Here is a 22,598-nt window from a genome sequence, read left to right as displayed (position 1 = left end):
CCATGATGAAAATGTTCAAGATCGTTTTCTCTGTCGTAGTGGCTCTTGTGATGTTCTTTGGCATTGATTCTTCCTTTGCTCAAAAGAAGGATAGACCCCATATGAAATGCCAGGAGCGATTCAAGGCCATGGACGTGAACAAGGATGGAAAGGTCACTTTCGATGAATTCAAAAAGGTGAAGCATCCCCACGGCAATACCAAGGAAGTTTTCAAGGCAAAGGATAAAAACAACGATGGATACCTCACGATGGATGAGCTCTGCGCCGGCAAGGGACCCGGAACAGGCAAGGGGAAGGGGAAGTTCAATAAGTAGATCCCTTTAGTCGCCACAACGTTCGGTTGCAATTCTTAAGGGTGCCTGCGGGCCGGAGGAAATATCCGGCTAGCTATGATATCTCGGGTAATGTTTCACGGCTATATCCATGATGGCCCTCCGGAGGCGGTCCACGGCCGCCAGTTTCTCCTTTGCCGGGCCGCTGATTTCGGCAGATTTGATGCCGCTCATGTTCCAGTTATTATCCATACCCTCGATGCGTATCTCCCCTGCGCGCTCCTTCGCCGCAATGGAAAGGGAGACCTTGAACCATGTGCCGATGTTGTTGCGGGGTCGGGTCTCATTATAATTTTTAAATAGCCCCCATGATTCAGCGCCCTTGATCAACGCGGCTTCCTGGTCGGCTGTAAGGACAAACTCGGTTTTCCTGTGGGGGCATTCCCCGCGCTCGCATTTACCGTACGGGCCGTAATAGGTCACACGGCCTCCGGATATCCGGCACGAGTAGACGTGCTGATGGCCGTCCTTGCTGGTTTCCCCCCTGGTGAAGGCAAGCTCCACCCTGAGACTGCCGCCGCTGCGGTCCGTCGCCGCCATGGCATCTCCGCAGTGCCGGCCTCCGGCGGGAATCTGCGAGGTCCCCCAGCCTGCCGTGGGGAGTGCTGACGGCGTGAAAAGGAGCAGTAATGCCGTTATTATGCTTGAAAGAAAAAAAGTATTGGCGCTCCATTGTCGTATCATTGAAATTTCACCTCCGATGTTACATCCGGTTGTGGATGCCGGCCGGATACCATTTTATATTGAGTCGAAAGGGGCTGTCGAGTACAATATGCCCGGCAGGCAACAATGGTCAGTCGCAAAATATTAAAGGAATAATCATGGTTAAGCCAAAAAGAAAAAATCATCTCGGCGAGTTTCCCCTGCGGCGGAAGCTTGTCTCGACATTGTTGTTAATGGCGCTCTTCGCCGGTGGCATTGCGGTCATATATCCCTATGAAACATGGCTCATCGGCGCATACCTGGCGCTCTGGATTGTATCTTACCCGGTCATATTCGCCGGCACCTGCCGCTACTGCGCCAATTACGGCAAACCCTGCCCGGTCGTCCTGGAAGGAGGGATGGTGCACAGGTTCTTTAATCGCGCCGATAAGCCCTTTGGCATGATGCAGCTCGCCTGGGCTTCGGCCGCATACATGCTCCGCATAGCCGTGCCCTGGGTCATAATTGTCCAGTATCAACTATGGCCATGGGGAATCATCTACGGGATGATCTTCGTGTCATACTGGTTTTTTCATCTCAGGATTACCGGGTGTCCCAATTGCGTCAATTATGACTGCGTCCTCAATCCCGGCCGGGAGTGAATACTTCCACGATCACTGCCTCAGTCCCTCGATGATGCGGGCTATCGTTTCGGCGGCATTGCCGGCCAGAAAGTTTACATTCGGCCTGGAGTAAAGGGTATTCTCAACGCCTGAATAGCCGGGCCTGGTATCGAGGTTGCACACGATCACGGTCCGGGCCTCGTCGGCCCTGAGGATCGGCATGCCATAGATGGGGGTCCCTTCGGCGGTAATGGCTGCCGGATTCACCACGTCGCAGGCGCCCACCACCAGGACCGCATCGGCCGCGGAGAATTCGGGATTGATCGCTTCCATCTCGCAGAGATGATCGTAGGGAATGTCCACCTCGGCCAGCAGCACATTCATGTGCCCCGGCATTCTTCCCGCCACCGGATGGATGGCGAACTTCACTTCGGCGCCCCGCCTTTCCAGCAGGTCATAGAGCTCCTTTACCTTCTGCTGCGCCTGCGCAAGGGCCATCCCGTAGCCCGGTATGATGATGACGCTCTTCGCCTCAGCCAGGGCGCCGATTGCCCCTGCCATGGCGTCTTCGCGATTGCCCTGCTCCGCGGGCGCTTTCGGCGGGGGAGCCGGGGTGGCGCTCTGCGCTGCCGCCGCCTGATTGCGGATGCCGATAAAGATGTTGCCGAGGCTCCGGTTCATGGCCCGGCACATGACCTGGGTAAGGATGGAGCCAGAAGCGGCCACGGTGGCGCCGCAGACCACCAGGAGCCTGTTTTGCATGATGACGCCGCAGAAGGCGGCAGCGAGCCCGGCAGCGGCGTTGAGGAACGAAATGAGGACCGGCATGTCGGCGCCGCCGATGCGCACCGCGAACACGATTCCGAAGGCGATAGAAAGGGCGATCATGGCCACGGCGAAGGGGGCGGGCGGATCGGTGGTGTAATGAACGCCGAATCCCGCGCCTGCGACGGCGAGGGCCAGGCCCGCCAGCATCAGGTTGTGCGCCGGAAACACCACGGGGGTCTGCTTTATCTTATTGGCGAGCTTGCCGCCGGCCACCATGCTGCCGCTGAAGGTGGCCGCGCCGATGGCCATGCCCAGGAGGCCCGACACCTGCCCCACGGAGCTGACCGCAGCGCCGGCGCGCGTGAGCTCGATGTACGAGATGAGTAAGGCGGCGACGCCGCCGGCCCCGTGCTGGAACGCGACCATGGCCGGTATCTGTATCATGGTGACCTTCGCGGCCACGATCCATCCCGCGGCCGAGCCGGCTGCCACGGCTGCCGCCACGATCGCCGGGTCCTCCACGCCGTTCCGGTACAGCACCAGGCCCGCGGCGCACCCCAGGGCGACGGCGGCCGTCAGGTTGCCGAAGCGCGCCGCCCGGGGAAACCTGAACTGGTATATGCCGGCGAAGAGCAGCACGATTATCATGAGATCGCTTGCGATGGTGGTCGGTTCGGTCATCCTGTCCTCCTTGTGATACTGCCTCTACCGGGCGGGCCCGCCGTTATCGGGCGTCCGGTTCGTTCGCAGCGCGCGCAAACCCCGGAGCCGTGCCGCGGTGTATTTTATTTTTTCCTGAACATGGCCGTCATGCGTGCCGTGATCACGAAGCCGCCCACCAGGTTGAAGGCCGCCATGGCGAGGGCCACGGCGGCCACCGCTTTCTCCGCGGCGGTCGTCTCCACCGAGAAGAGTATGAGCCCTCCCAGTATCGTGACGGCGGAAATGGCGTTGGTCATGGACATGAGGGGCGTGTGGAGAAGGGGCGGGACCCGGGATATGAACAGGTACCCGACGATGAACGAGAAAGCGAGCACGGACATCATAATCAGCAGTTCTGTCATGGGACTTCCTCCGGTCGTATGGTTTTCACGCGGAACCGTTCCGGCATTTCCGCGTTACTTTACTTCGGCCATCGCCTCGAGGGCGCCCGCGTGCACGATCTCCCCGTCGATGGCTGTGAGAGACGACGCGATGATCTCGTCCGAGCGGTCGAGGCTGATGGCGCCGTCTTTTACGACGTACTGCACGAAATTGAGTATGTTGTTCGCGAACATCCAGGTGGAGCTCGTCGGCACGGAGCCCGGGATGTTCTTTGTGCCGAAGATGGTGACGCCGTGCTCCACCGCGGTCTCGCCGAACTTCGTCAGCTCGCAGTTGCCTCCCTGGTCGATGGAGATGTCGACAATCACGGAGCCGGGACGCATGGATTTTACCATGTCCCCTGTCACCAGCATGGGCGCGATCCTTCCCGGCACGAGGGCGGTGAGGATGAGGATATCGGATGCGGCCACCGCCTCGCGGATCGCCTGCCGCTCCTTCGAGATCCATTCGTCGGACAGGTGCTGGGCGTAGCCGCCGCGGCCGATGGCGACCTCGGGGGGAACACCGGTTTCGACCACCTTCACGCCCAGGCTCCTCGCCTGCTCGATGGCGTCGGGCCGCACGTCCGCGGCGGTAACGACGGCGCCGAGCCGCTTGGCGGTGGCGATGGCCTGGAGACCGGCAACGCCGGCGCCGATCACGAAGACCTGGGCCGGCTGTATCACGCCGACCGCGGTGCCGATCATGGGGAGGAACCGGGTAAAGACCCCGGCGGCCATGATGATGCTCTTATATCCCGCCACGGTGCTCATGGAGGTGAGCGCGTCCATGGCCTGGGCGCGCGTTATCCGCGGTATGCCGTCGAGGGTGAGCCCGGTGACGCCCTGCTTTGCGAGGTCGCGGATCATCCGGTGGTTGACCGGCGACGCGGGGTGGAGAAAGCTGATGAGGACCTGGCCCTTCCTCATCATGGAGACCTCGTGCCGGCCCCTGGCCTCGTTGAAGACGGGCTCCTTGACTTTCAGTATGATGTCCGCCGCGGCATAGATTTTTTCGCAATCGGGCTCTATCTCCGCGCCAGCCGACCGGTATTCATCGTCGGAGAAGTGAGCGCCGGCGCCGGCCCCCGACTCGATCACCACCCGGGCGTCCTGGGCGACGAGCTTTTTCACGGTGTCGGGGATGGCCGCCACCCTGAATTCATGTTCCATGATCTCTTTTGGTATCCCTACGATCAGGCCTTTAAAGTTCATACGCACGCTCCTTGCTTGAGAATCGACGCTTGGAAACGAACGGCGCGGTTCCATATAGTTTAGTTAGTCAACCAACTAAACTATATGGTCCGGTTTGTCAATACATTTTTATGCATTCATTCCTTGTTCATCACGCCAATAATGAGATTGAGCATCCACATCATGAGTTCCTTCGGGTTGATCTCGTCCTTGGGCATCAGAACCGAGAAGAGCGACATGCCTTCGCTGAAAGGCACGAGCAGAAGGCTGATTTTTTTGGCCTCGGCGGAACGGGGAAAAGAATGGTCGATCACCTGCTTGATTGTTCGGAACCATTCCCGGTAGAGGTTCTGGAGCTTGAGGCGCACCTTTTTATTGTACATGGCGATCTCCCATATCTCGACGAACACGCGCGACAGGGTGTCGTCGAGGGAGAGGCGGTCCATCATGAACTCGGCGAAGTCCCGCAAATACGCCTTCTTGTCGATCTTCCGCCTGCTGTGCGAATCAACCCACTCCTGGTACATGTCGTGATAGTGCACCACGACCCAATCGATATAGTTCAGCAAGATGTCTTCCTTGTTCTTGAAGTAATAGTGGAGGACCCCGTGGTTGACGCCGGCCGTCTTCGCTATATCCTTGATGGATGTTTCGCTGAATGATTTTTTAAGAAGGCATCTCGTGAGCGCCTTGTAAATCTGTATCCGCCTCTCTTCCTGAACGCTTTTCCGGGGCATGGCCGTCACCTTGTTCCGCCGCGCCAGCGATGGTGTGTTCCGGGCGGCGGTTCTGTGCTATTAATATATCCATTCTGTCGCGTATCGCAAACAAATAGTCAAGAAAAGAATAAAAATAAAGAAAAGCAAATGAAAAAAACCGGGAAGATAGAAAAAGATATTGACCTCCGGCGATGTCCTGCTATAAATTAGTTGGATGACTAACTAAAAAATATCTTGCCGGCCCGCATTCCGGACGGGTCCGGCGCCGCGATCTATCTCGAACACCGCAGAAGCCGTATTTAAATCATCATAATGAGGAGGATGCCGATGAGCCTTCGTGAATACAAAAAGAAGAACAGGGCTGAAAAGGAAGCAAAGCTGAAGCTGTTCGGCAGGCACATCTCGCACGGACAGGTCCGCTATCTGAGATGCGCGCACCTTGACATGCACGAGGACCGCAGGTCGGGGATCAAATTCATCGAAAAAGAGACCGGAAGGCCGATCATCGACGCGTTTTCCTCCGCCGGATGCTTTAACGTCGGCAGGGGAAACCCGTATGTCATCGAAGAGCTCGCCGGCGCCGCCAGGGAGTATGACATGGGGAGCGCGCTCCTGCTCTCCCCCGAGAAGATAGAATTCGCCAAAAAGCTGGTTTCGATCTGCCCGGGCGACCTGAATAAAATGCTCTATGCCGGCAGCGGGGCCGACGCCATAGAGGGCGCCCTCAAGCTCGCCCTTGGCGCCACCGGACGGAAAGAGATCATCTCGATGGATAAGGCCTATCACGGCCATTCCGGCTTTACCCTTTCGGCGAACGGCAAGGACTATTACAAGGAAATGTTCCGGCCCCTCATGCCCGATTTCAGGTTTGTCCATCATGGCGACCTCGGCGAGGTGAAGAAGGTAGCGTCGCGGAACACGGCCGCGATCATTCTCGAGCCGGTGCAGGGGGAGGGGGGGATCCACGTGGCGACCGCCGAATATCTCAGGGGACTGCGTGGGCTCTGCGATGATCTCGGGATCATGCTGCTCTTCGACGAGGTGCAGACCGGGTTCTGCCGTACCGGGAAGTTCTGGGGCTCCGAGCACTCCGGCGTCGTGCCCGACATCATGATGGTGGCCAAGTCGATAGGCGGCGGCGTATACCCGAACGCCGCGCTTGTCTACCGCGATATCCCGCTCCTGACCGGTTTTGTGAACAAGAACCCGTTTTTCCACGTGTCCTCGGGCGGGGGCACGGACCTCGGGTGCCGCGTATCCTCGAAGGTCATCGATTACCTGGTAGAAAACAAAGTTTGGGAAAACGCGGCGCGGGCCGGCAAGCGGTTCAAGGATGGACTGAACGAGATCACCAGCGAGAACCCCAGGATCGTGAAGGAGGTCCGCGGCCAGGGCCTGATGATCGGCGTTGAATATCAGTACGAATTTATCGGCGCTCTCATGGCGGACTGCCTCGCGCGGGAAGGGGTATGGGCGGTCTTTTCCGGGAACGCCCCCCAGGTCATGCGCTTTCAGATCCCGATCATGGTCACCATGGAGGAGATCGAGGACCTCCTGGTGCGGATACGCAAGGCGGTGAGGAGGATGAAACCGTACCTGGTGATCTTTTTCCCCATGGCGAGAATCCCGTTCATCAGGATGATGCTCGACAACATGCATGTTCAGATAAAGGCGTTCAATTTCCTGAGGGATCTCGAAGAGTTATTCTCATAAAAAGGAGCCATGCAATGAATGTGAAACGTGTTAATAAACAATCACTGATGAGAACGGCCGAGCAGGTTTTCTCGAAGGGCCTGGTGGCGGCCCTTGCCGAAAAAGGCCTTGATGTACTTGAAGGAGAAAGGGCGGGCGTCATCCTGTGCGATACCGACGGGAAGAGCTATATCGATTGCTACACCTCGGCCGGGATCTACAACCTGGGGCGCAATAACGAAGAGCTGCGCTCGGAGTTGGAGGCCTCGGTCCGGAAGGTCGACCAGGGCAATTTCATCATGCTTTCCGAGGAGAAGGCGCTTCTCGGTCAGAAACTTGCCCGGTTTGTTCCCGGGAACCTGGAGTCGGTCCTGTACACGGTGGTGCGCGGCGAGCCGGTCGATGCCGCCTGCAAGCTTGCCCGGGGACACACCGGCCGGCCGGAGCTTGTAACGGTCGACGGAGGATGGTACGGGCAGACCGGCTTCGCGGTAACCCTGTCTGAGCGGACCGGTAAGGGAATGTTCGGGGCGCTTATTCCCGCGGTGGCGACGGTCCCCTTCGGTGACATTGGCGCCATGAAGAGGGCCGTTTCGCGGAAGACCGCGGCGGTCATCATGGAGCCTGTACAGGCGGAGAATGGCTGCCGCCGGGCCGGCGCGGAATATTACCGTGAGCTGCGCAGGATCTGCGATAGAAAGGGAGCGTTCCTGATATTCGACGAGACCCAGACCGGTTTCGGAAGGACGGGAAAAAAGTTCGCCTACGAGCATTACGATATCGTGCCGGACATCCTTATCCTTGGTGAAGCCATGAGCGGCGGCGTGTTCCCCATGACGGCCCTCATGTTTACCATCAAGACCAGGAAGTTTTTTGACGCGCACCCCCTGATTCACATGTGCACCTTCGGCGGGCACGACATCGGGTGCCGGGTCGCCATGAAGGCCCTGGACCTGTACGAGGAGACGAAGCCCTGGGAGAGCGCGGTCCTGATGGGCGAAAAGCTACACGCAGCCCTGTCCGGTATAGCCGCCGGAACTCACGGGAAGGTTTCCGTCAGCGGCATAGGCCTGCTGCAGGCGCTCCTGTTTAGGGATGATGCCACGGCGGCGCGGTTCTGCCGCGAAGCCCGCAAAATCGGTCTCCTGGCGGTCCAGGGCGAGGTGGCCGCGAACAGCGTGGTGTTCAGGCCCTCGCTGACGATCGATATAGACGGCATCGCGGAAATCGAATTACGCGTCCGCAGGGCGATGGCGAAGGTTCTGTAGGCTTTTACCGGAGCGGGACGATATCAGTCCTTTTCCACGGTGAAGCTTTTTTCAAAGGCCTTCCAGCTTTCGCTCCTCACGCCGTTGCGTTCGCTCCCGCTGTACGATTCCAGGCCGGGGACGATCTTGATCCTGACGCGGCCGCCCCTGTCGCCGATGACGCCGCTGTGGCGCGCGGCGGCGCAGATCGAGGAGTCCGCGGTGTAGGTGTCGGTGCCCCAGAGGGACCCGCCCCGGCACCCTGCCGGACAATCGTAAGTCAGGGTTTCTCCAGGGGCGGCCCCCAGGTCCTTCGCGGAAATCGCGCAGGGTTCCTTGGGAATGGTCAGTGCAACCATGTAATTATGAAGGCCCTTATTTTGATCGTAGAAGTAGCCTATGCCTATCTCGGTAAACGCCGGATCAAAGAGGCCTTTTATATCCTTCACATCCTTAAGTATATAGGGCTCCAGGTTAAGGTCAGCGTCAAATAATGCATTCCACCGGTAGTATAGCCCCTGTGTGGCATAGTGCTGCTTTGCCATTTCCTTCCAAATGTCCGGCTCTCTTCCGTTTACGTTTTTTTCGATTATATACTGCTTTAACGCACTGTCCAGGTTCTCGGATCTGGTGAATTCCTTGAGGCCCCTGCCGCGCCTTTCCGCGTTCACCATCTGCATCAGGGCGGCGGCTCTCCGGCGGCGGTTTCCGTCGCTGTTGTATTCATCCCCTATGTTCGATTGCTTCAGAGTCGTAATATCGAAGCGGGCGTTATAGGAATATGTTCCCGTGGGACAGCGGCCGCCGCACCTGAACTCACGTCCCCAGGTCTGGACCTCGTCGGTTTTTCTCTGGACCCCGTCGAGGGTGTAGAGAAAATCGTTGCCGCGGTAGAAGCCGATCAGGGTTCCGCTGAAGTAGCCGAAATAGGGGACCGCGGAAGTCATGGACACGTCCACCGGTATCCATCCGTAGCGCTCCAGGTAGAATTCGGGCCACACGTGACCGCTGAACTCAGCTTTGTCATTTTTCGATCCGCCGGTGACATACCGGGCCGGGATGCCATGGTGGCGCAGCAGGGAGATATACACGGTGGAGAGGGCCCAGCAATCTCCGCCCCGGTTGTTGAATATGTCGGTGAGGTTCCCGTACTTACCCGTGGTTTTCCATTTCAGGGCCTTCTGCAAAGCCTGAAAGGCGTTCCGCGCGTACTCCAGGTCGTTCTTCGATGTCTTGCGCAGGGAATTCCCCATCTCCTTGATTTTCGGATGGTTGATCTCAATGGAGCCGTAATCGCGGGTGTTTTTCCTGTATTCATCGGTAGTCTTATCGTAGGGATAGATTTCGCCGATGGAATTGAAGTCTACATGGACGCTGTACACCGTGATGTCGTATTCAAGCTGGATGTCGTCGGGGAGGCTGTTTACTCCCTGGTTTACCAGTATGCGCTGGTTATCGTTGTCGAAGGGAATGAGCTTCCCCTTGTTGAATGACACCAGTCCCACGTCGTGGTACTGGTTCGTGGTCGGCACGGGGCTGAGCAGGTAGAGCCTGAAGTCCCCGGCCCCGGAGAAATCATAGGCGTTTTTGTCGAGCTTCAGGGTCATTTTCACGTGGTACTTCGTGGGAAATTGCTTCAGTATCACGTTCTTTTCGTTCGACCGCACGGCACCGCTCCCCGCGATCACCAGCAGTAAGATGGAGAGAGAGATGGATGCATATCGTGTTGTTGAATGTCGTGTTTTCATGTTTCCGCGTATAATTGATTATGCTGAACCTGTCCAGTATTTTATCGCAGAGAGTGAAAACCCCTGAACGAGGGTGCTGCATTTTGCTCCGACACCCTAAAGAACCGATAACTATCGTATTGGAGGCCCAGCCCCCGATATTACCGATAACTATCCAGTTATCATTTACTCTGACCCATGAAAATCTGAACATTTGTTTACCGATAACTATCGGCGTTGAAACTGCTCTGACCCCGAAAATAAGGTTTAGCCGTTACTCTGACCCCGAGATGCCCGGCCTGGACGTTACTCTGACACCCTCAGATCACCGATAACTATCCGGCTTTACAATCCAATCCCCTGAAAAATTATTCTTGATTTAACTTCCCCTATCCCGCCACCATTGAACTCGTTTCATCATACCCTCCAGGAGTATTTCATGAAAAGGACCATGCTGATACCGGCGTTCATACTTGCCGCAATGATTGCCGCTGACCCGGGCCACGGCGCCATCCGGGACGCCGGCGAATACCTGAAAAAGAACGTGGTGACGAAAAAGCTCTCAAACGGCATCACCGTGATTCTCCTCAACCGCGGGTATGCGCCGGTACTGGCTTTCGAGATTTCCTTTCGCGTCGGATCGGTGGAGGAAAGCTACCGCACCATGGGCGCCGCCCACCTGCTGGAGCACATGCTCTTCAAGGGGACCGAGACCATCGGCACCAGGGACTGGGGCAGGGAGCGGGCCATCCAGGGAAGGATGGAGGCCGTTGGGGAGACCATCGACCGCCTGAAGCTCACCGACCCGAAGAACGCGCGCCTGCCGGCCCTGGAATCCGAGCTGAAGCGCCTCCAGAAGGAACAGGCGGCGCTGGTCGTGAGCACGCCCTACGACGCCATCTACGCGGAGAACGGCGGAGTCGGATTCAACGCCTCGACCTCCAAGGACAAGACCGGTTATTATATCCAGCTGCCGGCGTCGAAGCTGGAGATGTGGGCGAAGATGGAATCGGAGCGCCTCATCAGCCCGGTGCTGCGGGAATTCTACCTGGAGCGAAACAACGTGCTCCAGGAGCGGCTCATGCATTACGACTCCATCGGCACCGGTCTTATCTATGAAAGATTCATGGCCACGGCGCTCGTCGCCCATCCGTACCGGCACCCCATCATCGGATGGCGGTCCAATATTCCCTTTCTGTCGATCGAGGATGTGCGGAAATTTTACCGCGACAACTACGTCCCGTCCCGCATGACCATCACCATCGTGGGGATGCAGGACACGGCGCGCACCGTCGAGGTGCTGGAAAAATATTTCGGCGCCATTGAGGAGCGCCCCGCCCCGGCCCCGGTGACCGTGAAGGAGCCGAGGCAGACCGGTGAGCGGCGCTTCACCATGGCCTTCGAGGCGAACCCCTATCTCATCATCGGCTGGCACAAGCCCGCGTTCCCGTCGACCGACGACCTGGCCTGCGAGGTCATCGGCGAGATGCTCACCGGTGGGAAATCGTCCCGCCTCTACCGGGCCCTGGTGCTGGAGAAGAAGATCGCCTCGTCGGTGAGCGCCTGGAACGGCGCCCCGGGGTCGCGCTACGACAATCTCTTCACCATCTTCGCGACGCCGCGGCAGCCCCACACGGCGGAGGAGCTCGAGCGGGCCATCTATGACGAGATGGGCCGCTTCTTCGAGGACGTCTCGGAAGCGGAGCTGCGCAAGGTGATCAACGGCATCGAGTCGGGGGTCGTCTTCGATCTCGAGACGAACAAGGGTATCGCCGGCATCCTGAGCTACTACCAGACCATATACGGCAGCTGGAAATACGCGGCCGATTATCTTGCCATGATAAAGAAAGTCTCCATCAAGGACGTGAAAGCCATGAAGGACAGGTATTTTACTGAATCAAACAGGACCGTGGGCATACTCGTGGACAGCCGCGTCGCCGGAGGTAAAAAATGAAACGGATACCATTGATAGCCGTGCTGCTCGCGCTTGTCCTGTCCTGGGGCGCCGATCGTCCCGCTTCGGCGCAGTTTTCGCCTGACGCGATCAAGCTCCCGCCGGTGGAAAAGTCCATCCTGAAAAACGGCATCCGCGTTTTCTGCATCAGGGACGAGCTTCCCCAGGTGACGGTGATCGCGTCGATCGGCTTCGGCAAGCTCTACGAAAAAAAGGAAAGCGCCGGGATCTCCGATGTGATCGCCAGGGCCATTTCCCTGGGCGGATCGAAGAACTATCCGGGTCCGGCCCTCCATGAAGCCGTCGATTCCATGGGAGGGCGCCTGTCCGTGGCGTCGTCATGGGAGGGAACGGTAATTTCCCTGAAAGTGCTGGAGCGCTTCAAGAAGGAAGCCTTCGCCATCGTCGCGGACCTCGTGGCCAATCCCGCCTTCGACCAGCGCTCCCTGGATACTGCCAAGGGCCTTGTAGCCGATTCGATCAGGCGGAAGTACGATGACCCGGCGGAGATCGGCTTCGAAAGGGTCAGGGACATCATATTCGGGGGTGAGGGATACGGATCGATGCCGACGGCGGAGAAGGTCGGCGCCTACACCGTGGAGGACGTGAAGCGTCTCTGGGGGACCTATTGCGCCGGCCGCAACATCATGATAGGCGTATCGTCGTCGATGGATTGCGCCGAGGCGAACAGCCTCTGCCGCGAGCATTTTTCCGCCGTCGCGCCGGGCTTTGGGAGTTCCTACGACGCGGACCGGACCGCCATCCTCGCCCGGGTGAAGGCCTCCCGTGGGAAGATTTTCTTCTATCAAAAGGACATTCCCCAGTCCATGGTCATCGTGGGCACCGTGGCGCCCGATGTGTCTTACGCAGGCGGATACGCCCTCGAGATCATGAACTTTATCCTGGGAGGGGGGTCATTCAACTCCCGCCTTATGACCGAGATCAGGGTCAAGCGCGGCCTCGCCTACGCGGTGCAGTCCATCATGAAGTTTCGCTATAAAACCGGGGTCTTCCTCGCCTTCGCCCAGGTGGAGAACAAGACCCTCGGCGAGGCCCTGGGTCTCCTGAACCAGAACATAGACAGGATCGCCCATGAGAAGATCTCCGGTGAAGAGATGGAATGGGCGCGGAAATCGACCACCAACAGCTTCGTGTTCCAGTTCGATACGCCGATGAATATTCTTTCCAATTACATGTATATCGCCTACAACAACCTGCCGGAGGATTATTTCACCGGTTACATCGGCAGGATCAACGCGGTGGCGGCGCAAGATGTCCTCGCGGAGGCGGGGATGCTCTTCGATACCGGCCTTGTCACTGTTGTAGTTGGAAACGAATCGGTGATTCCGGACTTGAAAAAATTCGGGGAAGTTGTTATCATTAAATAATTACTGCCCCTCACCCGCCCCTCCGGGGCACCCTCTCCCATTAAGCTTGAAAAAAAGGAGAGGGTTTTGAAAAATAAAATTTAATCATGCCAACCCCCCTCGCCTTTCTTCAATTCTTAATGGGAGAGGGGGATCAAGGGGGTGAGGGGATAATGATGAAAGCAATAACATGGAACAGGGCATCGTAATTGAAATACGGGACGGCATGGCCCTGGTGGAGACCGGAGTCTCTTCCAGTTGCGAGGGCTGCGCAGCCGGCCATTCCTGCCTCATCGGCTCGGACGGAGCGAAGCGGCGCCTCTGGATGGACAATGACGGAGGCGCCAGGGTCGGCGATGAGGTGGCCTTCCGTATCGCCGGCGCGGCGGTGGTCATGAGCGCCGTCGTCGTGTACCTTGTCCCGGCTGCCATGCTCATTGGCGGCATCATACTGGGGGCATCAGCGGGAGCAACCTTCGGACTTAAGGGCGATCTCCCTCTGATAGGGGGAGGCGCGGCGGGGCTGATCCTTTCAGTCCTCTTTTCGCTGGCCGCGTCAGCCCTAATGAAGAAAAAAAAAGTCGCCGAACCCCGGATGGTAGACATAACGCGGAGGGGCGGGTCAATTAATTGCGGTTGAAAGCTTAATCCGGCAGGGCGATATTCCGACATTAATAGAGACGCGCGCGGAAGCACGGATCGTGTATAGTGCTAATGCGTATTTCTTATGTATTTCGTTTAAATATTTACAGGGTCAAAGGGGCGAAGCCCCTTAAAAGCCCCGCAGGGTCTCCCCTGCGGCAGGAGGGTTGAGGGCGTAGCCCTCACTACGGAGCGTGTATAGTGCTAATCCTTATTTTTTATATATTTCGTTTAAATATTTATAGGGTAAAAGGGGCGAAGCCCCTAAAAAGCCCCGCAGGGTCTACCCTGCTGTAGGAGGGTTGAGGGCGTAGCCCTTACTACGGATCGTGTATAGTGCTAATGCGTATTTCTTATGTATTTCGTTTAAATATTTACAGGGTCAAAGGGGCGAAGCCCCTTAAAAGCCCCGCAGGGTCTCTCCTGCGGCAGGAGGGTTGAGGGCGAAGCCCTCAATATGGAAAATTAGTTCAAGGATGAACCGCATGAGTAAAAAAGTAATTGATTTAATGACCTATCGGATTGAAAAAACGTTAAAAGAGAACGGTTTTGAAGTAAAGAAAGACGACAACAGGAACGTTAAGATACTTATCAAGTTGTCGAATAATGACTAGAGACATGCCCCGTGTCCCACGCTGATGGGGGGGACACGGGGCATTGTTTCGCAGAAAAGCAGGTGAGCGAGATGGCAAACGATATTGAAGCAAAACGGCAATCCATCAGGGATGAATTGGATAAACTGAATTATGAATTCAAGGTGGAGATCCCCAAAAGGATAGCCGAGGCGCGCTCGTACGGCGACCTGAAGGAAAATGCCGAGTATCACGCGGCCCGGGAGCGGCAGTCCTTTGTCCAGGCTTTGATATCCCAGCTAAACGCCCAGCTCGGCCAGCTGAAGGCCCTTAACCCCGACGATATAGCGGACGACCGGATCGGCTTCGGCGCCACGGTCAGCGTTATCGACCTGGACAGCGATGACCGGATGGAATTCATTTTCGTTGCGCCCAACGAGGTGGACCCCTCGGCGGGGAAGATATCGCTATCTTCGCCCATCGGCAACGCCATGCAGAACAAGAAGGTCGGTGAAACGGTCGAGGCCGTGATCCCCGCGGGGACCAGGAAGTACTACGTTGAAAAGATAGTCACCATCCACGGAAATATTCTGGAAGAAAAATATAAGGGTTAGCAATAAAAAAGCCGGTCAACTGCCGGCTGTGAAGATTGGAGACGACGAGAATCGAACTCGTGACCTCTTGAATGCCATTCAAGCGCTCTCCCAACTGAGCTACGCCCCCGGTCAGAAATTTTCAATTATTTGAAATGCCCTTTTTTGTCAATATTATTTTTTCACCTTCAGTAATTATTATTGTTTGAGTTCCTCAGGCCTTGAGGTTTTTTCTGACGCTCCATGGTTGAATATATTCATTGTAATATAATGATATTCATATCCTGACCCAATACTCCGATAATAATGTCAGGTTATTTTTGTCTGGATTGCCCGGGTCTTCCATTAACAATGGAAAAATACAATCTTGACAGAATGACCAGCCGGTACTACAATATACAAAAGTCACTCTACGGATTGGCGTATTCATGATACTGACCTATGTAATCGTTTTTCTCTTCATTATAATCCTCGCGGGGATCATGCTGTACGTTATCAACTCCTTTGTTCTCCCGCGGAAAATCGAGGAAATCGCCCGCATGATAGAGGCGGGCCAGACACGGCAGGCGATCAAAAAACTTACCGATTTACTGGAAAAGGACGACCGCAATTCCTACGCGCACTATCTCCTGGCCGAGGCCTACCTCAAGGAAGGCAATGTCAAGTTCGCCATCGTCGAGTACCGCCAGGTCTTCAAATACGGGAAATACGGCGACCAGTTTAAGGAGAGCGACGTTCGCAAGAAGCTCGCCAAGCTCTACATGGATCAGGGCCAGATCGAGGACGCCAAGGGCGAATACCTGCTCCTTACCAAGATCGAGCCGGACAATTTCCAGAATTACTTCGAGCTCGGCTCCATCTATTTCAGGGGCAACGCCCTGGACAGGGCCACGACCTTTTTCAAAAAGAGCATAGCGCTGAACCAGCAGGACGGGCAGTCATACTATTTCCTGGGCCAGATCTACTACCAGAACAATCTCTTTCCGGATTCGAAGCAGGCCCTTATCGAGGCGATCAAGATCGAGCCGACCAATTACCGCGCCCATTATTTCCTCGGCCTGGTCCTTCGCCAGATGGGGGACATGGAGTGGGCGATCAAGGAGTTCGAGATCGCGCAGAAGAGCGAAGACCTGAAGGTCAAGTGCTTTCTCGCCAAGGGGTCCTGCCATTTGCAGAAGGGAATGATCCAGAAAGCCATGCAGGAATTCGAGAGGGGCCTGAAATTCGCGCGCAAGGGGAGCGATACGGAGCTGGGGCTCCGCTATTACCTGGCCGAGTGCTGCGAGAAGACCAGGGACCTCCATTCCGCCATCTACCAGTGGGAGAAAATAATCGAGGTGAAGCCGAATTTCCGGGACGTCCAGGCGAAGCTCAAGAACTACGCGGAGTTCCGGCAGGACGACCGCATCAAGGATTTTCTCATTTCCGGCCTGTCCCAGTTCGAGCATATGTCGCGCAAGATCGTCGAGGCGATGAATTTCACAATCAACGACATCACTATCATCAGCGACACCGAGATCGAGATAATCGCCTCCGAGAGCGAGGGGAAATGGCGGAACACGCGGGCGACGAACCGGATAATCCGCCTCGTGCGGAGCACCGACGTGGTACAGGAAAAATACCTCCGCGCGCTTCATGAGAACTTGAAGGCGAAGAACGCCACCCGGATCATCGTCATCACCACCGGCGAGTTCGCCCAGTCCGCCGTAGATTTCGCCAACACGCGGCCCATCGAATTGTACGGAAAGAACGAGCTTATAAACATGCTGAGCAGATTCTGACGGCCGGTCCTTCATGAACAACACCGGCAACATTCTCGCGAACATTCCGATATTCCGCCATTGCACCGCCGAGGAGACGCGCCGGCTCGGCGCCATCGGCAAAATGACGGGCATCAAGCAGGGACACCGGTTCGATATGAAGAAGGTCAATTCCTTCTACGTGGTGGTGAGCGGCGTCTTCGAGATCGAGTCCGTGGGAAAAACCGACGTCGTGTACATGGCGCCGGGTTCTTTCTTCGGGACGATCCCCTTCGCGGAAAACCGCCTGACCGGCAAAGTGCGCGCCCTGGTGGATTCGATCATCATGATCTTCGGCATCGAGGAGCTCTACCGGTTTTTGCTGATGTCGTACAAGTGCCTCCGGGGGTATCTCGGCATCATAGGCCGGATGGGATTCGAAATATCGGACATAGGCAGGAAGTATTCCGGCTGCTCGAGCCGGATTGTCACGGTGTACAGCCCCTTCCCGCAGTCGGGGAAGTCCTTCATGGCGGCGCTGGCCGCGGTCTCCCTGAAGGAAAGCGGCCGGACGGTGGTCCTGGACCTCTCCTTTTCCGGGAGCAGCGTCTTTAATTTTTTCGAGAAGAAGGCCGCCGCCCCGCTGTCGCACCGGTCCGAGGACAGCCCCGCCCTCGATCGGATGATCAATGACCGGATCGAGCGCGTCGACGATAAGCTTGACCTCCTCAACGTGACCTTCGGGTCCAAGGTTAAGGTCAATCCCGAGATCCTGTCGCCCTTGCTATTCATGCTGTCGGAGGAATACCGCTATATCGTGATCGACTGCTGCGATGAAGACGCAGAGCTGCGGGACCGCGTCTTCGGCCTGTCGGACCGCATCTTCACCATGGTGAAGAGCAGGAAGGACATCCGGGTCCTCCACGGCTTGTATGACGGTTCCGTCCGGGAGGGACAGAGGGTCTATTACATAATGAACGAGCAGTATGCCGGCGAGGTGAGGGATTTCGCGGGCGGCCTGGTGCTGAACAAGTTTGAGGCCGCCGGCGGCGACGGCGAATACGCGCGGCTGCGGAAGTGCGCCGGCCATTGTTCATCCATCGTCTCCCTGATCACGAACAAACGGAGCGCCCTGGTCCTTGAAACGGGTCTCCTGGACTCGCTCTTTTACGGTGGGTTCCTGAGCGCCCTCCTTAAAAGCGGAAAGGTATTCGATATAATGTACACGTCCGCGTACGGCTATGTCGTCCTGGCGCTCCACCTCCTGAGCGGTGGAAAAAGCGAGTTCCGCAAGAGGATCGAGCACTTCTTCGCCGAGGAGCGCCTGAGCAAGCTCCTGGACATTACCTTCCCGACCGACTGCGTCTTCAAGAGCGGCGCGGTGCAGAAGCTGGCCGGCGAGATCTGCGGCGAGAGCCGCGTCGAGACCTTCAGCCAGCTTCCGGCGGTAATGACGCGCCTGGACGGCACGGATGAGCGGAGGATCTTCAGCACCGGCTATCTCCGCGATATGGTCGCCGCCTCCTTCAGCCTTTACCCGATCTTCGAGCAGGTGGATATCAGTGGCAGCCGCTGCAATTCCGGCTACCCGGACTGCAGGGTCCGCGTCGAAGACCTGTTCAGGATCGATGTCGACGAGGTGGTTTCGGTGTCCGTGGACAACGGCTCCGCCCTGGGGTACCGGGACGGGAAGCTGATCAGCTTCTTCGCCCGCTATCTCGCCAGCGTCGAGGGGAGGGCTGCGGAAGACAGGGCGAGCAACCTCTCCGACGCGTCCCTCGTCATTGCGGTGTCGGAGAAGGACGTCCGCATCGACCGGATCCTCGACTCGGCCGAGGAATTATCCGAAAAGCTGATTAAAAGTCTCGGCCGTTAGGCAACGAAACAAATTACAATAATTATTTTGCTTGAGTTAGGCGGAACATGACTGTTTATTGCTCTGTTCGCTTGTAGGCAAAATAAGCTTGTTGTTTTGCTGCGGAAGGTTCATCGTGAACCATCCTCGCTTCACGCAAAACCTCCTGTTTTGCTCGATTTCGGGTTGATTGTATATATGCTATTCAATGCCACAACGCACTAAACAGTCACATTCCGCCTTTTACAAGTTATGATTGAGTTAAGATAAGCACTTAATGCTAAATTATATTATATGACCATATATTTTTACGCCTCTCCTTCAAATTTGTATTGATTAATTCCCTGTTTTTTACATTGATATCCCAGTGGCGCGGCGGATTATTTCTGCTCGGCCATGAGCCGGTTCCGTCTCCGCCGTTAGAATTATGCAAGGATGAGAGGTTGTCTGAATGAGATCCAAAACGACCAACGTGCTTCAGGGAGTGGTGCTGCTGACAGGCATTGTCTACATCATCGTGGGATCCTCGTTTTTTATCTCCCCCTACCGCGTGTTCAAGCTGTTTTCCTCAAGCTCTGACGTTAAAACGGTCGAGGCTGCCGGCGAATCCGTGGGCGGCGAAAAGACCGATGAGGGCGCCGATCTCTCTTCCGATGACTGGCTGAAGCAGATCGTCAACGACGAGATCATATCCCCCCTCTATTACGTGTTCCGGATCCTCGCGGCATTGCTCTTTATCAGCGGCATAGCCATGGTGATGCCCCTCTTTGATCCGCTGCGGTACCGGGGACTCATATATTACAATGGTCTAATCTATTCATTCATAGCGGCCGTGTCGATATTCCTGTTCCTGCATTCACAGAAGTCGATCAATATAGAGATAGCGGCCGATTCGGGCAAGGGGGCAGTGTCATGGCAGGTGGGGCACCTGGTCATGACCACCCTCGGGATCATTTTCACAATTCTGTTTGTTCTTACCGCGATAAGCCTCATCATCACACGGAAGCAGGCCAAGGAGGGGCGGGAATAACCTGGAATGCGCCATGATGCCCATCATCAGTCTCTGGATGGGCAGGGGGACCCTATGGCGGCGCACAGGGTGGATACTTTTGCGAATAACGGGCCATTAATAAATAAAGCATAATTCTAGAATTTTTATTGATTAATATATTATGGATATATAGAATTGCAAATCAATATCATAAAGATGGGGAGATGCATATGAATCTAAACATTAAAAGGGTTGATAACGTAGTCGTTGTTTACCTGGCAAGCAGGCTGGATGTACACCTCTCTGCTGAAATCGAAAAGGAGATAAATAAAATCATCCAGAATGAACCTGAAATGCATCTGCTCATGAACCTGCAAAGCGTCGAATATATGAGCAGCTCCGGCCTGCGGATTTTCGTCTCGACCATGAGGATACTCAAGGAGCAGAAGAGGATGCTGAAGCTCTGCAACATGAACAATGCCGTAAAGAAGATTTTCGAAGTAGTTGAGCTGATGGACATGTTCGATATATACGATACCGAGGAAGAAGCCCTGAAGTCCTTTAAATGAAACCATGGAAGGTACAGTGGTCCCTCGTGAGACCACTGCAGACAATCAAGAAGAATAGAAGCGACAGAAAGTATTTCGAATTCGCCGGTGCCAGCAAGGTTACGATAGACTACGAAAAGTATCTGGTTTCCAGGGATGTGTACCTTGCCGGACTCAATAATTACACTCTATTCCAGAAGTTTTCCAATTTCCGTTGGCCCGCGTGGATCAACGCGGCCACGGACCCCTCCCGAGGCACATCGTCCTTTGTTCCCTGCATGCTCGTCAATTGCTCCATGAGGGACTCGCTCTATTTTACGAACTTTCTCTCCGACGACGGCCTCTACATGGATCCCGCGGGAATGATGTCTCCCTCCTATGATCGCTGGTCGCTGGAGACGTGGATCATCGAGGGGGCCTCCCTGTTCCGTCCCTCAGTGGAATGGGACCGTGTGAAGCAGGAGCGCGACACGAAGAACGCCGTCATTCATTCGACATGGGACAACGACGTATGCAGGCTGCGCCAGACAGTCTACGGCGCCCGCGCCACGGCCGATGAGGCCGTCATCGAAACCGAGTGCAGCCTCAAGGAGCGCAGGAACGCCTCCGTGCTGTTCGTCATACGTCCTTACGACCAGAGCGCTCTCGGCGGCCTCGAGTCGGTAGAATACCTGCGGGACCTCCAGTGCCTGGAAATCAACGGCAGGAAATCGGTCTGCTTCGGCGCGAGGCCTGATCTCATCCTGGCCGGAGGCGGGGAGGAGTGCCGGGACATCGATCCCGGGAGCGAATCCCGGCAGACCCGCAGCGCGTCGCCCTACGGCATGGCCACTCTGGCCGTGGGATATTCCCTTAACAAAGGGGATAACCGTTTCGTCTTCAGGATCGCCATCGATTCGCGGGCGGAGCTGAAAGGCGGCAAGTATGATTACGAAAAAGTGAGGCAGGATTTCACCGCCTTCACCTCCGCCAGGATTCGGACCGGCGCTAACCTGGCCGTTCCCGACAGGCAGGCGCAGAACTGGTTCTATGGATCGAAGATCGCCCTCCTGAATTTTTCGCTTAAAAGCCTGGTCAGGGCGGACGGCTCGATGGATTACCGGACCGCCTTTACCGTCATATTCGGGTGCAACCGGATGGGTTACTTCCAGGAGTCGCTTCGCTGCATCGATTTCTGCATAAAGAGCTTTTCCGCGGATGAAAAGAACATAGCCTTTGAGACCGTCATCGACGCGGCGTCGATGATCAACGCCATAACCGATTATTTTATCCATGTCCGCGACACCGATTTCGTGCAGGCGCGTTTCGATTTCATAAAGAAGAAAGCCTTCATCCTGTACGATTATTCGCGCAGGTTGAAAAAATTCGGCGCCATCGGACGGAATTCGCTGGCCTTTTACTTTATCGCCGAGGACCATCCCATCGACCTTATCGTGCTGGCCCACGCCCTGGCCCAGTACTCGTACCTGGCCCGGTGCCTCGGCATCTTCGGCGACGAGCTGAAGTTCAAGAAGGAATCGGACCGCATCGCCTCCATCGTGACGGCGGCCGCCTTCGATAGGGACAACGGCCTCCCGGAGAACGAATTCATGCTCTATAACCTGTTCGCCGGGTATCCCTTCAGGATAGAAGGAGTCACCGAGGAGCGCCTCAGGGGCCTCCTTGGCCGGATGCGCGCCTGTTTCAGCGCCATGCCCCTCTTCGTGAAATCCCTCGGCGTCGATGTCACGGCCTCCCTTGTCGCCGCAAACAACCTGATCCAGATGAAGGACGCCGCCTCCCATGATATTATAAGAAACCTCATGGCCAGCCGGGCAAAGACCTATGCCCTCCCGGACTTCATGAATCCGTCAAACGGCCGGGCCAGCTGGGGGGACGGGGCGTCGATGGCCGCGAGCGTCTTTATGTACGCCGCCATCCGCAACACCCTCTTCGTGGACTACCAGGAGCGCCTTGACCTGTTCCCGCAGCCGCGGCCGGAATGGTTCGAGCCGGGCAACGAGATCGCCATTGACGATATGCCGTCGCGGTTCGGCCCGGTATCGCTCCGGATGGTGTCAACGGTCAATGAGATACAGGTCCATTTTGACAAGCTGCCCAAGTTCGTTCCGCCGGATATAATGATAAACCTGCCCTGCAAGACGAAAATCAAGCTGGAAGACGATTTTATCCTGAAGCGCGAGGAGGATACCTCCTTTATTATTAATGGTTGGCCCTCAATCGTCCGATTTATACGTAAATAGGGCATTGTGCGTCCCCGTCGGCCAGTGCCCGAAAGCGCGTCCGGACTGATGCGGCCGTGGTCGATTTC

The 22,598-nt window shown here is 56.3% G+C and carries 19 protein-coding genes and 1 tRNA gene; 13 read left to right on the top strand and 7 right to left on the bottom strand.

Going from position 1 to position 22,598, the window contains the following annotated elements:
- Positions 1–2 precede the first annotated feature (2 nt).
- On the top strand, positions 3–314 hold the full coding sequence (locus tag KA369_20125) for an EF-hand domain-containing protein (GenBank protein ID MBP7738292.1): 312 nt from the start codon (positions 3–5) through the stop codon (positions 312–314).
- 69 nt (positions 315–383) lie between these two features.
- Here KA369_20125 and KA369_20120 read toward each other — a convergent pair whose 3' ends face one another.
- Positions 384–1,016 carry a hypothetical protein gene (locus KA369_20120; GenBank protein ID MBP7738291.1) on the bottom strand — a complete coding sequence of 211 codons (633 nt, stop codon included), beginning with the start codon at positions 1,014–1,016 and terminating at the stop codon, positions 384–386.
- Positions 1,017–1,153: 137 nt separating this feature from the next.
- On the opposite strand from KA369_20120, the gene KA369_20115 reads away from it, so the two are divergent.
- Positions 1,154–1,636: a hypothetical protein gene (locus tag KA369_20115; protein ID MBP7738290.1), complete on the top strand. Its 483-nt coding sequence runs from the start codon at positions 1,154–1,156 to the stop codon at positions 1,634–1,636.
- 12 nt (positions 1,637–1,648) lie between these two features.
- Here KA369_20115 and KA369_20110 read toward each other — a convergent pair whose 3' ends face one another.
- The 4 genes from KA369_20110 to KA369_20095 all read right to left on the bottom strand — a co-directional run bounded on the left by KA369_20110 (position 1,649) and on the right by KA369_20095 (position 5,378).
- The gene (locus tag KA369_20110) at positions 1,649–3,046 is read right to left on the bottom strand and encodes an NAD(P)(+) transhydrogenase (Re/Si-specific) subunit beta (protein MBP7738289.1); all 1,398 of its coding nucleotides are present in this window, start codon (positions 3,044–3,046) and stop codon (positions 1,649–1,651) included.
- A 104-nt stretch (positions 3,047–3,150) separates the two neighbouring features.
- Positions 3,151–3,429 (bottom strand): NAD(P) transhydrogenase subunit alpha, encoded by a 279-nt coding sequence (locus tag KA369_20105; GenBank protein ID MBP7738288.1) that lies wholly within the window; start codon positions 3,427–3,429, stop codon positions 3,151–3,153.
- A gap of 54 nt (positions 3,430–3,483) precedes the next feature.
- The gene (locus tag KA369_20100) at positions 3,484–4,662 is read right to left on the bottom strand and encodes an NAD(P) transhydrogenase subunit alpha (GenBank protein MBP7738287.1); all 1,179 of its coding nucleotides are present in this window, start codon (positions 4,660–4,662) and stop codon (positions 3,484–3,486) included.
- A gap of 116 nt (positions 4,663–4,778) precedes the next feature.
- Positions 4,779–5,378 carry a TetR/AcrR family transcriptional regulator gene (locus tag KA369_20095; GenBank protein ID MBP7738286.1) on the bottom strand — a complete coding sequence of 200 codons (600 nt, stop codon included), beginning with the start codon at positions 5,376–5,378 and terminating at the stop codon, positions 4,779–4,781.
- 309 nt (positions 5,379–5,687) lie between these two features.
- On the opposite strand from KA369_20095, the gene KA369_20090 reads away from it, so the two are divergent.
- Together KA369_20090 and KA369_20085 are read left to right on the top strand one after the other, a co-directional pair.
- Complete coding sequence (locus KA369_20090; GenBank protein MBP7738285.1) at positions 5,688–7,073, top strand: aspartate aminotransferase family protein; 1,386 nt, start codon at positions 5,688–5,690, stop codon at positions 7,071–7,073.
- 14 nt (positions 7,074–7,087) lie between these two features.
- Positions 7,088–8,320 carry an aspartate aminotransferase family protein gene (locus tag KA369_20085; protein MBP7738284.1) on the top strand — a complete coding sequence of 411 codons (1,233 nt, stop codon included), beginning with the start codon at positions 7,088–7,090 and terminating at the stop codon, positions 8,318–8,320.
- A gap of 23 nt (positions 8,321–8,343) precedes the next feature.
- Here the strand turns inward: KA369_20085 and KA369_20080 are convergent, their stop codons facing one another.
- On the bottom strand, positions 8,344–10,047 hold the full coding sequence (locus tag KA369_20080) for a hypothetical protein (GenBank protein ID MBP7738283.1): 1,704 nt from the start codon (positions 10,045–10,047) through the stop codon (positions 8,344–8,346).
- A 418-nt stretch (positions 10,048–10,465) separates the two neighbouring features.
- On the opposite strand from KA369_20080, the gene KA369_20075 reads away from it, so the two are divergent.
- The 4 genes from KA369_20075 to KA369_20060 all read left to right on the top strand — a co-directional run bounded on the left by KA369_20075 (position 10,466) and on the right by KA369_20060 (position 15,175).
- Complete coding sequence (locus KA369_20075) at positions 10,466–11,980, top strand: insulinase family protein (GenBank protein ID MBP7738282.1); 1,515 nt, start codon at positions 10,466–10,468, stop codon at positions 11,978–11,980.
- Complete coding sequence (locus tag KA369_20070) at positions 11,977–13,368, top strand: insulinase family protein (GenBank protein ID MBP7738281.1); 1,392 nt, start codon at positions 11,977–11,979, stop codon at positions 13,366–13,368. The genes KA369_20075 and KA369_20070 overlap by 4 nt, the downstream gene beginning before the upstream one ends.
- A gap of 169 nt (positions 13,369–13,537) precedes the next feature.
- The gene (locus KA369_20065; GenBank protein ID MBP7738280.1) at positions 13,538–13,987 is read left to right on the top strand and encodes a SoxR reducing system RseC family protein; all 450 of its coding nucleotides are present in this window, start codon (positions 13,538–13,540) and stop codon (positions 13,985–13,987) included.
- 687 nt (positions 13,988–14,674) lie between these two features.
- Positions 14,675–15,175: a transcription elongation factor GreA gene (locus KA369_20060; GenBank protein MBP7738279.1), complete on the top strand. Its 501-nt coding sequence runs from the start codon at positions 14,675–14,677 to the stop codon at positions 15,173–15,175.
- 36 nt (positions 15,176–15,211) lie between these two features.
- On the opposite strand, the gene KA369_20055 is transcribed toward KA369_20060, so the two are convergent.
- A tRNA-Ala gene (locus tag KA369_20055) sits at positions 15,212–15,284 on the bottom strand.
- A gap of 298 nt (positions 15,285–15,582) precedes the next feature.
- On the opposite strand from KA369_20055, the gene KA369_20050 reads away from it, so the two are divergent.
- The 5 genes from KA369_20050 (at position 15,583) to KA369_20030 (ending at position 22,530) form a co-directional block, all read left to right on the top strand.
- Positions 15,583–16,935, top strand: a complete 1,353-nt coding sequence (locus tag KA369_20050; protein ID MBP7738278.1) for a tetratricopeptide repeat protein — start codon at positions 15,583–15,585, stop codon at positions 16,933–16,935.
- A gap of 13 nt (positions 16,936–16,948) precedes the next feature.
- The gene (locus KA369_20045) at positions 16,949–18,769 is read left to right on the top strand and encodes a hypothetical protein (protein ID MBP7738277.1); all 1,821 of its coding nucleotides are present in this window, start codon (positions 16,949–16,951) and stop codon (positions 18,767–18,769) included.
- A 430-nt stretch (positions 18,770–19,199) separates the two neighbouring features.
- Positions 19,200–19,778 carry a hypothetical protein gene (locus tag KA369_20040; GenBank protein ID MBP7738276.1) on the top strand — a complete coding sequence of 193 codons (579 nt, stop codon included), beginning with the start codon at positions 19,200–19,202 and terminating at the stop codon, positions 19,776–19,778.
- 191 nt (positions 19,779–19,969) lie between these two features.
- On the top strand, positions 19,970–20,308 hold the full coding sequence (locus tag KA369_20035) for an STAS domain-containing protein (GenBank protein ID MBP7738275.1): 339 nt from the start codon (positions 19,970–19,972) through the stop codon (positions 20,306–20,308).
- Positions 20,305–22,530: a hypothetical protein gene (locus KA369_20030; protein ID MBP7738274.1), complete on the top strand. Its 2,226-nt coding sequence runs from the start codon at positions 20,305–20,307 to the stop codon at positions 22,528–22,530. Before KA369_20035 ends, KA369_20030 begins: the two co-directional genes overlap by 4 nt.
- The last annotated feature ends 68 nt before the right edge of the window (positions 22,531–22,598 follow it).

It is taken from the genome of Spirochaetota bacterium, from assembly GCA_017999915.1.
In the GTDB taxonomy this organism is placed as follows: domain Bacteria; phylum Spirochaetota; class UBA4802; order UBA4802; family UBA5550; genus RBG-16-49-21.
Note: the sequence above shows the minus strand (reverse complement) of the source record. Positions and strands in the feature narration are given on the sequence as shown.

What these genes read in the sequence shown, in the direction of transcription:
- KA369_20070 (MBP7738281.1), top strand. Translation starts at nt 11,977, where the DNA reads ATGAAACGGATACCATTGATAGCCGTGCTGCTCGCGCTTGTCCTGTCC.
- KA369_20060 (MBP7738279.1), top strand. Translation starts at nt 14,675, where the DNA reads ATGGCAAACGATATTGAAGCAAAACGGCAATCCATCAGGGATGAATTG.
- KA369_20040 (MBP7738276.1), top strand. Translation starts at nt 19,200, where the DNA reads ATGAGATCCAAAACGACCAACGTGCTTCAGGGAGTGGTGCTGCTGACA.
- KA369_20095 (MBP7738286.1), bottom strand. Translation starts at nt 5,378, where the DNA reads ATGCCCCGGAAAAGCGTTCAGGAAGAGAGGCGGATACAGATTTACAAG.
- KA369_20090 (MBP7738285.1), top strand. Translation starts at nt 5,688, where the DNA reads ATGAGCCTTCGTGAATACAAAAAGAAGAACAGGGCTGAAAAGGAAGCA.
- KA369_20100 (MBP7738287.1), bottom strand. Translation starts at nt 4,662, where the DNA reads ATGAACTTTAAAGGCCTGATCGTAGGGATACCAAAAGAGATCATGGAA.
- KA369_20075 (MBP7738282.1), top strand. Translation starts at nt 10,466, where the DNA reads ATGAAAAGGACCATGCTGATACCGGCGTTCATACTTGCCGCAATGATT.
- KA369_20110 (MBP7738289.1), bottom strand. Translation starts at nt 3,046, where the DNA reads ATGACCGAACCGACCACCATCGCAAGCGATCTCATGATAATCGTGCTG.
- KA369_20065 (MBP7738280.1), top strand. Translation starts at nt 13,538, where the DNA reads ATGGAACAGGGCATCGTAATTGAAATACGGGACGGCATGGCCCTGGTG.
- KA369_20085 (MBP7738284.1), top strand. Translation starts at nt 7,088, where the DNA reads ATGAATGTGAAACGTGTTAATAAACAATCACTGATGAGAACGGCCGAG.
- KA369_20050 (MBP7738278.1), top strand. Translation starts at nt 15,583, where the DNA reads ATGATACTGACCTATGTAATCGTTTTTCTCTTCATTATAATCCTCGCG.
- KA369_20030 (MBP7738274.1), top strand. Translation starts at nt 20,305, where the DNA reads ATGAAACCATGGAAGGTACAGTGGTCCCTCGTGAGACCACTGCAGACA.
- KA369_20035 (MBP7738275.1), top strand. Translation starts at nt 19,970, where the DNA reads ATGAATCTAAACATTAAAAGGGTTGATAACGTAGTCGTTGTTTACCTG.
- KA369_20045 (MBP7738277.1), top strand. Translation starts at nt 16,949, where the DNA reads ATGAACAACACCGGCAACATTCTCGCGAACATTCCGATATTCCGCCAT.
- KA369_20080 (MBP7738283.1), bottom strand. Translation starts at nt 10,047, where the DNA reads ATGAAAACACGACATTCAACAACACGATATGCATCCATCTCTCTCTCC.
- KA369_20115 (MBP7738290.1), top strand. Translation starts at nt 1,154, where the DNA reads ATGGTTAAGCCAAAAAGAAAAAATCATCTCGGCGAGTTTCCCCTGCGG.
- KA369_20125 (MBP7738292.1), top strand. Translation starts at nt 3, where the DNA reads ATGATGAAAATGTTCAAGATCGTTTTCTCTGTCGTAGTGGCTCTTGTG.
- KA369_20105 (MBP7738288.1), bottom strand. Translation starts at nt 3,429, where the DNA reads ATGACAGAACTGCTGATTATGATGTCCGTGCTCGCTTTCTCGTTCATC.
- KA369_20120 (MBP7738291.1), bottom strand. Translation starts at nt 1,016, where the DNA reads ATGATACGACAATGGAGCGCCAATACTTTTTTTCTTTCAAGCATAATA.